11 protein-coding genes are annotated in these 13,153 nt (G+C 67.4%); 7 read left to right on the top strand and 4 right to left on the bottom strand.

Annotated elements, in window-relative coordinates:
• The first annotated feature begins 80 nt into the window (after positions 1–80).
• The 4 genes from EI171_RS35620 to EI171_RS35605 all read left to right on the top strand — a co-directional run bounded on the left by EI171_RS35620 (position 81) and on the right by EI171_RS35605 (position 4,484).
• Positions 81–1,244, top strand: coding sequence for a PA0069 family radical SAM protein (locus EI171_RS35620; protein WP_161536076.1), 1,164 nt, complete (start codon positions 81–83; stop codon positions 1,242–1,244).
• Between the two features lie 24 nt (positions 1,245–1,268).
• Positions 1,269–1,724, top strand: coding sequence for a VOC family protein (locus EI171_RS35615; RefSeq protein WP_161536075.1), 456 nt, complete (start codon positions 1,269–1,271; stop codon positions 1,722–1,724).
• 76 nt (positions 1,725–1,800) lie between these two features.
• Complete coding sequence (locus EI171_RS35610; RefSeq protein ID WP_161536074.1) at positions 1,801–2,661, top strand: ribonuclease HII; 861 nt, start codon at positions 1,801–1,803, stop codon at positions 2,659–2,661.
• A gap of 314 nt (positions 2,662–2,975) precedes the next feature.
• A complete protein-coding gene (locus EI171_RS35605) occupies positions 2,976–4,484 on the top strand; it encodes a glycosyltransferase family 39 protein (protein WP_161536073.1) in 1,509 nt (502 codons plus the stop codon).
• Positions 4,485–4,601: 117 nt separating this feature from the next.
• Here the strand turns inward: EI171_RS35605 and EI171_RS35600 are convergent, their stop codons facing one another.
• Positions 4,602–5,417, bottom strand: a complete 816-nt coding sequence (locus EI171_RS35600; protein ID WP_060910859.1) for a uracil-DNA glycosylase family protein — start codon at positions 5,415–5,417, stop codon at positions 4,602–4,604.
• A 135-nt stretch (positions 5,418–5,552) separates the two neighbouring features.
• On the opposite strand from EI171_RS35600, the gene EI171_RS35595 reads away from it, so the two are divergent.
• The 3 genes from EI171_RS35595 to EI171_RS35585 all read left to right on the top strand — a co-directional run bounded on the left by EI171_RS35595 (position 5,553) and on the right by EI171_RS35585 (position 10,222).
• Entirely contained in the window at positions 5,553–7,214 is a 1,662-nt protein-coding gene (locus EI171_RS35595) for an electron transfer flavoprotein-ubiquinone oxidoreductase (RefSeq protein WP_028175601.1), read from the top strand.
• Positions 7,215–7,512: 298 nt separating this feature from the next.
• Positions 7,513–9,309: a tetratricopeptide repeat protein gene (locus EI171_RS35590; protein ID WP_011085312.1), complete on the top strand. Its 1,797-nt coding sequence runs from the start codon at positions 7,513–7,515 to the stop codon at positions 9,307–9,309.
• 28 nt (positions 9,310–9,337) lie between these two features.
• Positions 9,338–10,222, top strand: a complete 885-nt coding sequence (locus EI171_RS35585; RefSeq protein WP_028175602.1) for a 4-(cytidine 5'-diphospho)-2-C-methyl-D-erythritol kinase — start codon at positions 9,338–9,340, stop codon at positions 10,220–10,222.
• 125 nt (positions 10,223–10,347) lie between these two features.
• On the opposite strand, the gene EI171_RS35580 is transcribed toward EI171_RS35585, so the two are convergent.
• Genes EI171_RS35580 through fabF form a run of 3 tightly spaced genes read right to left on the bottom strand, consistent with a single transcriptional unit; the run spans position 10,348 to position 13,152 of the window.
• Positions 10,348–11,226: an alpha/beta fold hydrolase gene (locus tag EI171_RS35580; RefSeq protein ID WP_161536072.1), complete on the bottom strand. Its 879-nt coding sequence runs from the start codon at positions 11,224–11,226 to the stop codon at positions 10,348–10,350.
• On the bottom strand, positions 11,219–11,851 hold the full coding sequence (locus EI171_RS35575) for a LysE family translocator (protein WP_161536071.1): 633 nt from the start codon (positions 11,849–11,851) through the stop codon (positions 11,219–11,221). The genes EI171_RS35580 and EI171_RS35575 overlap by 8 nt, the downstream gene beginning before the upstream one ends.
• Positions 11,852–11,895: 44 nt before the next feature.
• Positions 11,896–13,152: a beta-ketoacyl-ACP synthase II gene (gene fabF, locus EI171_RS35570; protein ID WP_161536070.1), complete on the bottom strand. Its 1,257-nt coding sequence runs from the start codon at positions 13,150–13,152 to the stop codon at positions 11,896–11,898.
• Position 13,153 lies beyond the last annotated feature (1 nt).

Genomic DNA, 13,153 nt, shown 5'->3' with positions numbered 1-13,153 from the left:
GCCTCTACTGTGCATGGGGTTGTTTTCACGTTTTTTGTTCTTGTTCTTGATTTGTTCCTTTGGCGTGCTATCTTGGCTTCATGAGTCCAGCATCCTCTCATGCTCTCAAGCACCCGCCGGTCACGGCGCCCTCCGAGCCGGCGGGTGCGCCTTCTGATTTCCCCGAGCTCGCTGTCGCCATCGACAAGCAGCGCAGGCGGGGGCGGGGCGCGCAGTCCAACGCCAGCGGCCGCTATGAGGCCGAGGCGCGCGTCGCCTTCGACGACGGCTGGCAGAGCCTGGAAGAGCTGCCGCCATTCAAGACCACGGTCGCGGTCGACACCTCGCGCAAGGTGATCACCCGTAACGATTCACCCGATATCGGCTTCGACCGCTCGATCAACCCCTATCGCGGCTGCGAGCACGGCTGCGTCTACTGTTTCGCGCGGCCGACCCATGCCTATCTCGGCCTGTCGCCCGGGCTCGACTTCGAGTCCAAACTGTTCGTCAAGCCGGAGGCCCCGGCGCTGCTCGAGAAGGAGCTCGCAGCAGCAGGCTATGAGCCGCGGATGATCGCGATCGGCACCAACACCGATCCCTATCAGCCGATCGAGCGCGAGCGAAAAATCATGCGCGGCATCCTGGAGGTGCTGGAGCGCGCTGGTCATCCCGTCGGCATCGTCACCAAATCGGCGCTGGTGGTGCGTGACATCGACATTCTCTCGCGCATGGCCAGGCGCAACCTCGCCAAGGTCGCGATCTCGGTGACCTCGCTCGATCCAAAGCTGGCGCGCACCATGGAGCCGCGGGCCTCGACGCCGCCGAAGCGGTTGGAGGCGCTGAAGCAGCTCTCCGACGCCGGCATTCCCACCACGGTGATGGTCGCGCCCGTGATCCCCGCGCTGAACGATTCCGAGATCGAGCGAATTCTCGATGCGGCCGCCCATGCCGGCGTCAAGGAAGCCTCCTACGTGCTGCTGCGGCTGCCGCTGGAGGTGCGCGACCTCTTCCGCGAATGGCTGATGGCGAACTATCCGGACCGCTATCGTCACGTCTTCACGCTGATCCGCGACATGCGCGGCGGCCGCGACTACGACGCGAAATGGGGCGAGCGCATGAAGGGCACCGGCCCGATGGCCTGGACCATCGGCCGCCGCTTCGAGATCGCCTGCGACAGGCTGGGGCTCAACAAGCGTCGCGCAAAACTGACGATGGATCACTTCGCGCGGCCGAAGCGGAACGGCGATCAGCTCAGCCTGTTCTAGGAGCCGAGGCGAACGAGGTGTGTCATGAGTAAGGAACTGCCGCCCCCGGTGCCGCGGCTCACGGTCATCACGCTGGGTGTGAGCGACATTCGCGCCAGCATCGCGTTCTATGATGCGCTGGGCTTTTCGAGCCGGCTGAAGGCGACCGGCGAGGCCGTCGCCTTCTACGATACCGGCGGTCCGGTGCTTGCCCTGTTTCACTGGGACCAGCTCGCGGCCGACGCGGCCTTGCCGGATAAGCCCAGGCCGACGACCTTCCGCGGCATCACGCTCGCCTGGAACTGCGCCACGCGCGAGGAGGTCGATGCGGTGCTGGCCTTCGCTGTCGACAAGGGCGCCGCGCTGCTGAAAGCGGCGCACGAGACCGACTATGGCGGTTATTCCGGCTACTTCGCCGACCCCGACGGCCATCCCTGGGAAGTCGTGGTCGCGCCGGGCATCGAGGTCGGTGAGGACCGGCGGGTGCATCTGGCCGAGTAGGCGGCTCGCCTGAATAACGGGAATTGCGAGGGGTTCCCGGTTGCGCAAGCTGGGCCGCTTGCGCACGATCCCCGCCATGATTCGGGATAAATCCGCCAAGACGTCGGCCAAAGCTGCGCTCAGGAAGGACGCTGCGAGGAAGGCTGCACCTGCAAAGGCCGGAAAGGCCTCGGCGGCCAAGCCTTCGACCGGCAAGAGCGCGGGCTCGAAAGGCGTCATCGCCGTCGCGCCGCCGAGCTTCCGCCGCGAGCGCGCGCTGATCAAGCGCGGCATCTGGCCGGTTGCGGGCTGCGACGAGGCCGGCCGCGGGCCGCTCGCAGGTCCCGTGGTGGCGGCCGCAGTGATTCTCGACCCTGACCGCATTCCCCGTGGCATCGACGATTCCAAGCGCCTGACGGCGGAGCAGCGCGAAAAGCTGTTCGACAAGATCTGCGCCACCGCGCAGGTCTCGGTCGCGGTCGCCTCGCCCGCGCGGATCGACCGCGACAACATCCTGCGCGCCTCGCTGTGGGCGCTGAAGCGCGCCGTGGTGGCGCTGCCCGAGGCGCCCCGCCACGTCTTCGTCGACGGCCGCGACCGGCTCGATACGGCATGCGACTGCGAGGCCGTGATCGGCGGCGACGGCATCGTCCTGTCGATCGCGGCGGCGTCCATTGTCGCCAAGGTGACGCGCGACCGGCTGATGTGCGCGCTGGCGCAGGACTGCCCGGGCTACGGCTTCGAGCAGCACAAGGGCTACGGCGTCCCCGAGCATCTCGACGCGCTGAACCGCCTCGGCCCGACCGTCCACCACCGCAGCTTCTTCGCCCCCGTCGCCGCCGCCCGCGCCAAGCACATGCCCTGGACAGTCGAGCCGGTGCGCGACTTGTTCGCGGCGACCGAGGTCGAGGTGCGGGTGGAAGCAAGCGTGCAGGTCGATACGTCGGCGGGCCTCTAATACTCATCTCTCGCGACGGGCTCTTCGCCTCCCCCGTGCGCGGGGAGAGGCCGCAGCTCATCGAAGATGGGATGCGGGTAAGGGGGAGCCTCCGCGAGTCAATCTGTCACTGTCCTTGCGGACGCTCCCCCTCACCCCAACCCACCCAGCGCGAGCGAAGCTCGTCGCGCGCCTGCAAGCGGGGAGAGGGAGAAGACACACGGTCGGGGAGAGGGCGCAGACGGTCGTTGCCACAACGCGTAGCGCCCTTTATCAAAACACTCGTGAGCGAATAGGGCCGGCTGGACGGGTTGGCTGCATCTTTCGGGCGTTGCATGCGGTTTACCTCCCTGGTCATCGAGCTCATTCGCGCCCGGCCGCGGCTGATCGTGTGGATCGTCGTGCTGCTCCAGGCCGCGATGTGGCTGTTCGTGGCGCTGGCGTTCTATCGCAGCCCGCCCGGCACCCTTGCGACCCTCCTGGCCTTCGGCAGGGAATACCAGGTCGGCACCGATCTCGGCCCGCCGCTGCCGGTCTGGCTCGCCGACATCGCCTATCGCGCCGCCGGCGGCCACATGTTCGGCGTCTATGTGCTGGCCGAGGTCTGCGAGATCGCGACCTTCATCGCGCTCTACCATCTCTCCCGCGCCGTGGTCGGCTCGCAGCAGGCGGTGCTGGCCGTACTGCTGACGATGACGGTGCTGGCCTTCTCCTCGCCCGCGCTCGATTTCGGCCCGCTGGTGCTGGCGCGGCCGCTGTGGGCGCTGCTGCTGCTGCATTCCTGGCAGATCATCGGCCAGCGCCGCGGCAACGCCTGGTTCGCCTGGTCGATCGAGGCCGGGCTCTTGCTGCTGACGACGCCCGCGGCGGTCTTCCTGCTCCTGCTGCTCGTCGTCTTCGCGTTTGCGACCGCCGGCGGCCGCCGCACGCTGCTCGCGCTCGATCCGCTGTTCGCGCTGATCGTTGTCGCCGTGCTCGCGCTGCCCTATGCGGTCTGGCTGATGCGCGCCGAGACGCTGGTCCTGCCGGCCCTGCCTGCGGTCGCCGAGCTGAGCGCCCGCGCGATCCACGCGGCCTGGCTGCTCGGCGGGCTCGTGCTTGGCGCGGCGGCGATCCCGGCGCTGACTTTCCTCAACACCGGCCTGTTCCTCGCCAAGGGCGAGGAGGCGCCTATCATCTACCGCCCGCCGGTCGAGCCGCTGGCGCGCAACTTCGTCTATTTCTTCGCGCTGGCGCCGGCGCTCGGTGCGGTGCTGATCTCCGGCCTGTTCGGGCTCGAGTCCGTCGTCGGCGGTGCCGGCGTGGTACTGGTGATGTCGGGGCTGGCCGTGGTGGTGGGCGCCGGCGATCTCATCGCGATGCGCCGCGCGCGGATGCTGCGGACGGTGTGGGCCGCCGCCGTCGTGGCGCCCGCCGCCGGCGTCGTGCTCGCCGTCCTGTTCCTGCCCTGGACCGGCGCCAATGAGATCGCGACCTCGATGCCGGCGCGTGCGATCTCGGATTTTTTCGATGACAGCTTTGCCCGCCGCACCAACCATCGCCTGCGCGCGGTGGCCGGCGAGACCCAGCTTGCGAGCCTGATCGCGCTGCATTCCGGCCGCCCACATCTGTTCATCGATGCCGAGCCGGCGCGCACGCCGTGGATCAATCAGGCCAAGTTCAGCGAGACCGGCGGCGTCGTGGTCTGGCGCGCCGCCGACACCGCGGGCACGCCGCCGCCGGACATCCTCAAGCGCTTTCCCGGCATCGTGCCGGAAGTGCCGCGCGCCTTCGAATGGCTGGTGACCGGCCGCCAGCAGCTGCTGCGCATCGGCTGGGCCATCGTGCGGCCGAAGGGGGCCTAACCCGTCATTCCGGGGCGCGGCAAAGCCGCGAACCCGGAATCCATTCATCCACCAACTCTGCCGCTCGATGGATTCCGGGCTCTCGCTTCGCGAGCCCCGGAATGACGGTGTGTGTGGTTACACCGTGCCTTGCCCCAGCACCTTCGCGATCGCCCGCAGATCCTGCCAGGCCAGCCGCTTGTAGGACGGCGAGCGGAGCAGATAGGCCGGGTGGAAGGTCGGCAGCGCGCGGATGGTGCGCCCACCGGTCTCGTAGTCGAACCAGCGGCCGCGGGTGCGCATGATGCCTTCGCGCGTTCCGAGCAGCGTCTGCGTCGAGGGATTGCCGAGCGTCACCAGCACGTCGGGGTTCACCAGCTCGATCTGGCGCTGGATGAAGGGCAGGCACACTTGCGTCTCCTGCGGCGTCGGCGTGCGGTTGCCGGGCGGCCGCCACGGAATCACGTTGGCGATGTAGGCCGTGGTGCGGTTGAGGCCTATGGCGCCTATCATCAGATCGAGCAGCTTGCCGCTGCGCCCGACGAAAGGCAGTCCCTCGATGTCCTCGTCGCGGCCCGGCGCCTCGCCGACGAACATGATGCGCGCCTGCGGATTGCCGTCGGCGAACACCAGCCTTGTTGCGGTGTGCTTCAGCGCGCAGCCCTCGAAGCCCTGCATCAGCTCGCGTAGCGCCTCGAGCGTCGGCGCGGTGCGCGCAGCCTCGCGTGCCGAGGCGATCGCGACGTCGGGCGCGGGTGCGGCCTCGCCGCGGATCACCGCGGGCGCGGCGACCGGCCGCGGCGCCTCGACCGGCGCTGCTGCGCGCGGGACCGGCGGCGGGGCGTCCATTTCCGCCAGGCGGTCTATCGGCTCCTCCGCGAGCGCGCAGTCGACACCGGCCTCCAGATAGAAGGCGAGAAGCTCTCGGACGGTGGGGGCGGGTTCGGGGATCATGCGAAAGTCAGACTTTTATATCAGTTTGGGGCGCCATGCATCCCACCGGAACGCATTTCCGTGGTTGTCCTATCCGGAAAAATCGGAAACAAGAGGGCGCAAACGACCGAGGACCGTCTCAAGGGCTGAGATCAGATGAGCACCGAAGAACTTCCCCCGCGCGAATCCATGGAATTCGACGTCGTCATCGTCGGCGCCGGCCCCTCGGGCCTGTCGGCCGCGATCCGGCTGAAGCAGCTCAATGCCGATCTCAACGTCGTCGTGGTGGAGAAGGGCTCCGAGGTCGGCGCGCATATTCTCTCCGGCGCCGTGATCGATCCGGCCGGGCTCGACAAGCTTGTTCCCGACTGGCGCGAGGATTCCGACTGTCCGCTGAAGACGCAGGTGAAGGACGACCGCTTCTACTGGATGACGGGCGGCGGCGCGATCAAGCTGCCGAACTTCATGATGCCGCCCCTGATGGACAACCATCACTGCTACATCGGTTCGCTCGGCAATGTCTGCCGCTGGCTGGCGCGCAAGGCCGAGGCGCTCGGCGTCGAGATCTATCCAGGCTTCGCCGCGGCCGAGGTGCTCTATGACGAGGAGGGCAAGGTCAGGGGTATCGCCACCGGCGACATGGGCATCGGCCGCGACGGCAAGCCGAAGGACTCCTTTACCCGCGGCATGGAATTGCTCGGCAAATACACGCTGTTCGCCGAAGGCGCCCGAGGCAGCCTGACCAAGCAGCTGATTGCGAAGTTCGCGCTCGACGCCAAGAGCGAGCCGGCGAAGTTCGGTATCGGGTTGAAGGAAGTCTGGCAGATCGATCCCGCCAAGCACCAGAAGGGTATGATCCAGCATTCATTCGGCTGGCCGCTCGACCTGAAGACCGGCGGTGGTTCGTTCCTCTATCACTACGACGACAATCTCGTCGCCGTCGGCTTCGTCGTGCATCTGAACTACGACGATCCCTATTTGTCGCCGTTCGACGAGTTCCAGCGCTTCAAGACCCATCCGTCGATCCGCGGCACCTTCGAGGGCGGCAAGCGGCTCGCCTATGGCGCGCGCGCCATCACCGAGGGCGGCTATCAGTCAGTGCCGAAACTGAGCTTCCCCGGCGGCGCGCTGATCGGCTGCGCGGCCGGCTTCGTCAACGTCCCGCGCATCAAGGGCGTGCACAATGCGATGGGCACCGGCATGCTGGCCGCCGAGCATGTCGCAGCAGCGCTTGCGGCCGATCGCGCCAATGACGAGATCGTCGAGTACGAGAACGCGTGGCGTTCCTCCTCCGTGGGCAAGGACCTCTTTCTGGTCCGCAACGTCAAACCGCTGTGGTCGAAGTTTGGCACCGTGCTCGGCGTCGCGCTCGGCGGACTCGACATGTGGTGCAACACGCTGTTCGGCGCCTCGCTGTTCGGTACCCAGTCGCATTCCAAGCCCGATCGCGCGACCCTCGATCCGGCCAAGAGCCACGCGCCGAGGAACTACCCGAAGCCGGACGGCAAGATCTCGTTCGACAAGCTGTCGTCGGTATTCCTGTCCAACACCAATCACGAGGAGGACCAGCCGGTCCATCTCAGGGTTGCCGACATGAACCTCCAGAAGACCTCCGAGCATGACGTGTTCGCCGGTCCCTCGAATCGCTATTGCCCGGCCGGCGTCTACGAGTGGGTCGAGGAGGGTGCGAGCCCGCGCTACCAGATCAACGCCCAGAACTGCGTCCACTGCAAAACCTGCGACGTGAAGGACCCCAACGGCAACATCACCTGGGTTCCCCCGGAGGGCGGCGGCGGTCCGAACTACGAGGCGATGTAAGGGCGGTCCAATCAGCGCGGACCTGGTCACAAAGGGTGATCTGCCGCACGTTCGCGTGAGAACCGGGCCGCGGCCACCTGTCGCGGCCACGATAAGGCCATAGTGGCGGCGTCTTGGGGCGCTCTTGTCCGATTTGGGGCGTTCGGAGGCGATCGCCCGGTCCGAATCCTTGCGGTAAACCGCCAAAAGCGGCATTGTCCGACCTGACGGTTCCGGGTCCCGATGCCACCGGCCGCGTTCGCATGCGAGACGGCTTTCTGCTGCAAACCCAGGCACTACCAACTCAAGGCGAGCCCTGATGCTTTCAAATCGTTTCAACCGCTGGACTGTCGCCGCCATCGCCCTCATGGGCACAGCGATCGCGACGGTCCCCGGCAGGGTCCTGGCGCAGACGCCGGATCATCCGTCCGATACGGCGGCGCAGTTTCCGACCCGGAACGATCTGAAGTCGCTCACGACCTCCGGCAGCTATCTCGCCGCCCGCCACGCCAGCGTCGAGCGCGACGCAACCTCGGCCGCCGCATTCTACCGCTCGGCGCTCCGCACCGATCCGAAGAACAACGAGCTGCTCGACCGTGCCTTCATCTCCTCGGTCGCCGACGGCGACATCGACGAAGCGGTCAAGCTCGCCGAGCGTGTCCTCACCATCGACAAGACCAACCGCGTCGCGCGCCTCGTCGTCGGTGTGCACGATCTCAAGATGAAGAAATACGCGACTGCGCAGACCAACATCAACCAGTCGATCCGCGGCCCCATCACCGATCTCGTCGCCACGCTGCTGTCGGGCTGGGCGGCCTATGGCGCCGGCGATTCCAAGGGTGCTGTCGCCACCATCGACAAGCTCGCCGGTCCGGAATGGTATCCGCTGTTCAAGGATCTCCACGCCGGCATGATCCTCGAACTCGCCGGCAAGGAGAAGGACGCCGGCACGCGCTTCGAGCGCGCCTACAAGCTCGACGATTCCATGCTGCGCGTCACCGAGGCCTATGCGCGCTGGCTGTCGCGCAACAAGGATGCGGCCGCCGCGACCACCGTCTACCAGGCCTTCGACAAGAAGCTCGCCCGCCATCCGCTGATCGTGGAAGGGCTGCGCGACACCAAGGCCGGCAAGAAGCTGCCGCCGCTGGTCGATTCCGCGCAGGCCGGCGCTGCCGAGGCGCTCTACGGCATCGGCGCCACGCTGACCCGCCGCGGCGGCGAGGATCTGGCACTGGTCTATCTCCAGCTCTCGCTCTACCTCCAGCCGACCCATCCGCTGGCGCTGCTCTCGCTCGCCGATCTCTATGAATCGGTGAAGCGGCCGCAGATGGCGATCAAGGTCTATGAGCGCGTGCCGTCGACCTCGCCGCTGAAGCGCAACGCGCAGATCCAGCTCGCCATCGATCTGGATTCCGCCGACCGCACCGATGAGGCGATCAAGATCCTCAAGGGCGTCACGTCAGAGGATTCCAAGGATCTCGAAGCCATCATGGCGCTCGGCAACATCGAGCGCGGCCGCAAGAAGTTCGGCGACTGCGGCGCGACCTATTCGCAGGGCGTCGACGTGCTGCCGGCCGGCAACGACAAGGCCAACAGCGTCTGGTACTATTATCGCGGCATCTGCGAGGAGCGCTCCAAGCAGTGGGCCAAGGCCGAAGCCGACATGAAGAAGGCGCTCGAGCTGCAGCCCGACCAGCCGCATGTCCTCAACTATCTCGGCTATTCCTGGATCGACCAGGGCGTGAACCTCGACGAAGGCATGAAGATGATCAAGCGCGCCGTCGAGCAGCGTCCCGACGACGGCTACATCGTCGACTCGCTCGGCTGGGCTTACTACCGCATCGGCAACTACGAAGAGGCGGTGAAGAACCTCGAGCGCGCGATCGATCTCAAGCCCGAGGATCCCACCATCAACGATCACCTTGGCGATGCCTATTGGCGCGTCGGCCGCACGCTGGAAGCCAAATTCCAGTGGTCGCACGCCCGCGATCTCAAGCCCGAGCCGGATGAGCTTCCGAAGATCGAGGCCAAGATCGCCAACGGCCTCACCGAGGACAATTCGAACTCTTCGGCCGCGCAGGCGGAGAAGAAGAAGGACGACGGCAAGGGCGGCTAAGCTGAGTGAAGTTGGGGGCGTGTCGCCGATGCCGGCGTTGATTGAAGAGGGGCGCGCGAAGGTCAATCTGAGCCTTCGCGTGGTCGGCCGTCGTGCCGACGGCTATCATGATCTCGAAAGCGTGGTGGCGTTTGCCGATTGCGCCGACCGGCTCACGCTGGAGCCAGGCGGCGAGCTGAAGCTAGCCACCACGGGACCGCTGGCCGCGGCTTGCGGCGAGACGTCCGACAATCTCGTGTTCAAGGCCGCAAAACTTCTGGCCGAGGCCGTGCCGAACCTGAAGCTGGGCGCCTTTGCGCTCGACAAGGTGCTGCCCGTCGCGGCCGGCATCGGCGGCGGCTCGGCGGATGCAGCGGCAGCGCTGCGGCTGCTGGCGCGTCTCAACAACCTGTCGCTCGATGATCCCCGCCTCCAGAAGGTCGCGCTCGCGACCGGCGCCGACGTGCCGGTGTGCCTGTATTCGCGCGCCTGCGACATGACCGGCGTCGGCGAGCAGTTGCTGCCGCTGGCGCTGCCGAGCATGCCCTGCGTGATGGTCAATCCGCGCGTGCCGGTCGCGACCAAGGACGTGTTCCAGGCGCTGGGCCTGCGCAACGGCGAGCTGCTGGTCGGCGCCACCTCCGTCCTCGGAGCCCCGGCCTGGCCGGAGGAGGGCGCCTCGATTGCCGACTGGGTCGAGGTTCTCGAAACCGTCGCCAACGACCTCGAGGCCCCCGCGATGCGCATCGAACCTGTCATCGGCGAGGTGCTGGAGGCGCTACGCGACTCCGCCGGCGTCAAGCTCGCCCGCATGTCCGGCTCGGGCGCGACCTGCTTTGCGATCTATGGCGCGCCGGCCGAGGCCCATGCTGCCGCGGAAAAGATCCGGCGCGATCACCCCGGCTGGTGGGTGCATGCGGGGACGTTGAGCTAGGTATTTCTCCGACGACACTGCCGTAGGGTGGGCAAAGGCGCGATAGCGCCGTGCCCACCATGCATCCAGGTGACGCGATCGAAGTGGTGGGCACGCTTCGCTTTGCCCACCCTGCGGCAGTGGAGCTAACCTGCGCCGTCCTCGGCCAGCCCGAGAAACCGCCGGATCTCACCCAACACCTCCTGCGGCTTGTCATGCTGCAGCCAGTGCCCCGCGCCGGCGATGGTCTCGACACGCGCCTGCGGGAAGTAGCGCTCCAGGCCTGCTGCCTTCGCGCCGGCCAGAAAGCTTTCGCCGGCATTCAGCAGCAGCGTCGGGCAGGCGATGCGCGACCAGAGTTCGACGTGATCGTCCGGCCAGAGCCGGTGCGGCGCAGAGGCGCGCTGGTAGGGATCGAACTTCCAGCTATAGGTGCCGTCCTCGTTCTGCCGCGCGCCGTGCGTTGCAAGATGCAGCGCGAGGTCGCGGGAGAGCCGTCTGTTGTGAAGCACCATCTGCGCTGCGGCATCCGCGAGGGTCGAATAGCGGCGCGGCGTGCGGTCGTGCAGCTTGTCGAGCTGGCCGACCCATTTGCCGATGCGCTCGTGCGCCGGCGGCTTCGGCGCGTCCGGCAACATGGTCACGCCGTCGAGCACGACCAGCTTCGCGACCTGCTCGGGGAACGACCCTGTAAAGATCAGGCTCACCATGCCGCCCATCGAATGGCCGACGAGAGTCACTTGAGGCGCTGCGACGCCGCGGACGAGCTGGGCGAGATCGTACACATATTCCGTCAGCGCGTAGCTGCCGCCCTTGGTCCAGTCGGAATCGCCGTGGCCGCGCAGGTCGGGCGCCAGCACGTGATAATGCGGTTGCAGCGATCTGGCGATGACGTCCCAGCTGCGGCAATGATCGCGGCCGCCGTGGACCAGGATGAGGGGCGGCGCGCCCGCGTTGCCCCAATCGGCATAATGCAGCCGCAGGCCGTGCGATTCATAGAAGCGGCTTTGCGGGGCGTTAGCCATTTGCCGGCCGCCGCGCCAGCGCGAGCGAGAGTCCGAGGCTCGCGATGAAGACGCCGGAGCCCTGGGTGAGGCGCCGCATCAGATGCGGCCGTCCGATCAGCTGCGTACGCGTCGCGGACGCCATCAGCACCACGACGACATCGGCGAGCGTGTTCAGCGTCACCGAGATCGCGCCGAGCACGATGAATTGCAGCGTGGGGTTCGATCCCATGGGATCGAGGAATTGCGGAATGAAGGCGAGGAAGAACGCCGCGGTCTTCGGGTTCAGCGCCTCGACCAGCACGCCGTCGCGGAATGCGCGCCTGTCGCCGACGGGCTCGCTTTCGAGCGACAGTGCGCGGCCGGCGCTACGAAACGTCTTGATGCCGAGCCAGACCAGATAGAGCGCGCCGACGAATTTGACGGCGCCAAACAGCTCGGCGCTGGCGAGAATGATGGCGGAGATGCCGAGACTGCCGGCGATGACATGAACCAGCCCGCCCAGCGCCGTGCCTGCGGTCGAGGCAAAGCCGCTGCCGCGCCCCTCGGACAAGGTCCGCGCCGCGACGTAGAAAATGCCGGGGCCGGGAATGGCGGCAATGAGAGACGCCGCGGCAAGGAACAGCCAGAAATTCGTGTCGGTCATCCTGCTGTCGTAGCGATGCTTGGGGCGATTGCAAGGCCCGTCGTTTAGTCCATCCGGCGGAAGATCACGCTGGCATTCACCCCGCCGAAGCCAAATCCGTTGGAGATGGCGTGCCGCATCGGCATCGGCCGCGCGCTGCCTGAGACGATGTCGATGCCATCAGCGCTCGCGTCGGGGTTCTCGAAATTGAGCGTCGGCGGCGCGACCTGGTCGCGCAAGGCGAGCACGGTGAAGATCGCTTCCAGCCCGCCGGCGGCGCCGAGCAGATGGCCGGTGGCCGATTTGGTCGCGCTCACCGCGATGCTGCGGCCGAACAGCGCGCCGATCGCGCCAAGCTCGCTTTCGTCACCGGCGGGCGTCGACGTCGCATGCGCGTTCAAATGCTGCAATTCGCCGGGCTCAAGCCGCGCCTGCCGCAGTGCGATCTCCATGGCGCGGCGCGCGCCGTCGCCATCGGGCGGCCCTGACGTCATGTGGTAGGCGTCCGCCGTCGTGCCGTATCCGACGATCTCCGCGATCGGTGTCGCGCCGCGCGCCAGCGCATGCTCGAGCGTCTCGATCACCAGGATGCCGGCGCCTTCGCCCATGACGAAGCCGTCGCGGTCGCGATCGAACGGGCGCGAGGCGCGCCTCGGCTCCTCGTTGAAGGAGCTCGACAGCGCGCGCGCCGCGGCGAAGCCGCCGAGGCTGACGATGTCGATGCAGGCCTCCGCGCCGCCGCAGATCGCAACGTCGGCCTCGCCGGCGCGGATCATGCGTGCGGCATCGCCGATCGCCTGGACGCTGGCGGCGCAGGCCGTGACCGGCGTTCCCAGCGGTCCCTTGTAGCCGTATTTGATCGAGACGTGGCCGGCGGCGAGATTGGCGAGGAACGAGGGGATCGTAAATGGCGAGAGCCGGCGCACGCCGCGCTGCTCGGTGATGCGCACCGCCTCCGCCATCGCCGGAAAGCCGCCGACGCCGGAGCCGATGACCGTCGCGGTCCGTTCCAGCGCGCTCGCATCCTGCGGCGTCCATTTGGCCTGCGCGACCGCCTCGGCGGTGGCGAGCAGCGCAAACAGGATGAAGCGGTCCATCTTGCGCTGGTCTTTCGGCTCGGCGGCCTGCGCGGGATCGAAGCCGCCGTCCGCATCGCCGGCCTTGTCGGGCACGAGGCCCGCGATGCGTGCGGGGAGCGCCTGCGCCCATTCGGGCAGGGGACGCAGCCCGCTTTGGCCGGCGAGCAGCCGGCGCCAGGACAGCTCGACACCGCAGGCGAGCGGCGACACCGCGCCCATTCCCGTCACGACGATACGACGCATG

It is taken from the genome of Bradyrhizobium sp. LCT2, from assembly GCF_009931255.1.
Taxonomy (GTDB): Bacteria; Pseudomonadota; Alphaproteobacteria; order Rhizobiales; family Xanthobacteraceae; genus Bradyrhizobium; species Bradyrhizobium diazoefficiens.
The sequence above is the reverse complement of the archived record's forward strand: the minus strand, read 5'-3'. Positions and strand labels throughout refer to the sequence as shown.

Excerpts from the sequence above, each read along its gene's own strand:
- EI171_RS35620 (WP_161536076.1), top strand. The coding sequence starts at position 81 with ATGAGTCCAGCATCCTCTCATGCTCTCAAGCACCCGCCGGTCACGGCG.
- EI171_RS35615 (WP_161536075.1), top strand. The coding sequence starts at position 1,269 with ATGAGTAAGGAACTGCCGCCCCCGGTGCCGCGGCTCACGGTCATCACG.
- EI171_RS35610 (WP_161536074.1), top strand. The coding sequence starts at position 1,801 with ATGATTCGGGATAAATCCGCCAAGACGTCGGCCAAAGCTGCGCTCAGG.
- EI171_RS35605 (WP_161536073.1), top strand. The coding sequence starts at position 2,976 with ATGCGGTTTACCTCCCTGGTCATCGAGCTCATTCGCGCCCGGCCGCGG.
- EI171_RS35600 (WP_060910859.1), bottom strand. The coding sequence starts at position 5,417 with ATGATCCCCGAACCCGCCCCCACCGTCCGAGAGCTTCTCGCCTTCTAT.
- EI171_RS35595 (WP_028175601.1), top strand. The coding sequence starts at position 5,553 with ATGAGCACCGAAGAACTTCCCCCGCGCGAATCCATGGAATTCGACGTC.
- EI171_RS35590 (WP_011085312.1), top strand. The coding sequence starts at position 7,513 with ATGCTTTCAAATCGTTTCAACCGCTGGACTGTCGCCGCCATCGCCCTC.
- EI171_RS35585 (WP_028175602.1), top strand. The coding sequence starts at position 9,338 with ATGCCGGCGTTGATTGAAGAGGGGCGCGCGAAGGTCAATCTGAGCCTT.
- EI171_RS35580 (WP_161536072.1), bottom strand. The coding sequence starts at position 11,226 with ATGGCTAACGCCCCGCAAAGCCGCTTCTATGAATCGCACGGCCTGCGG.
- EI171_RS35575 (WP_161536071.1), bottom strand. The coding sequence starts at position 11,851 with ATGACCGACACGAATTTCTGGCTGTTCCTTGCCGCGGCGTCTCTCATT.
- fabF (WP_161536070.1), bottom strand. The coding sequence starts at position 13,152 with ATGCGTCGTATCGTCGTGACGGGAATGGGCGCGGTGTCGCCGCTCGCC.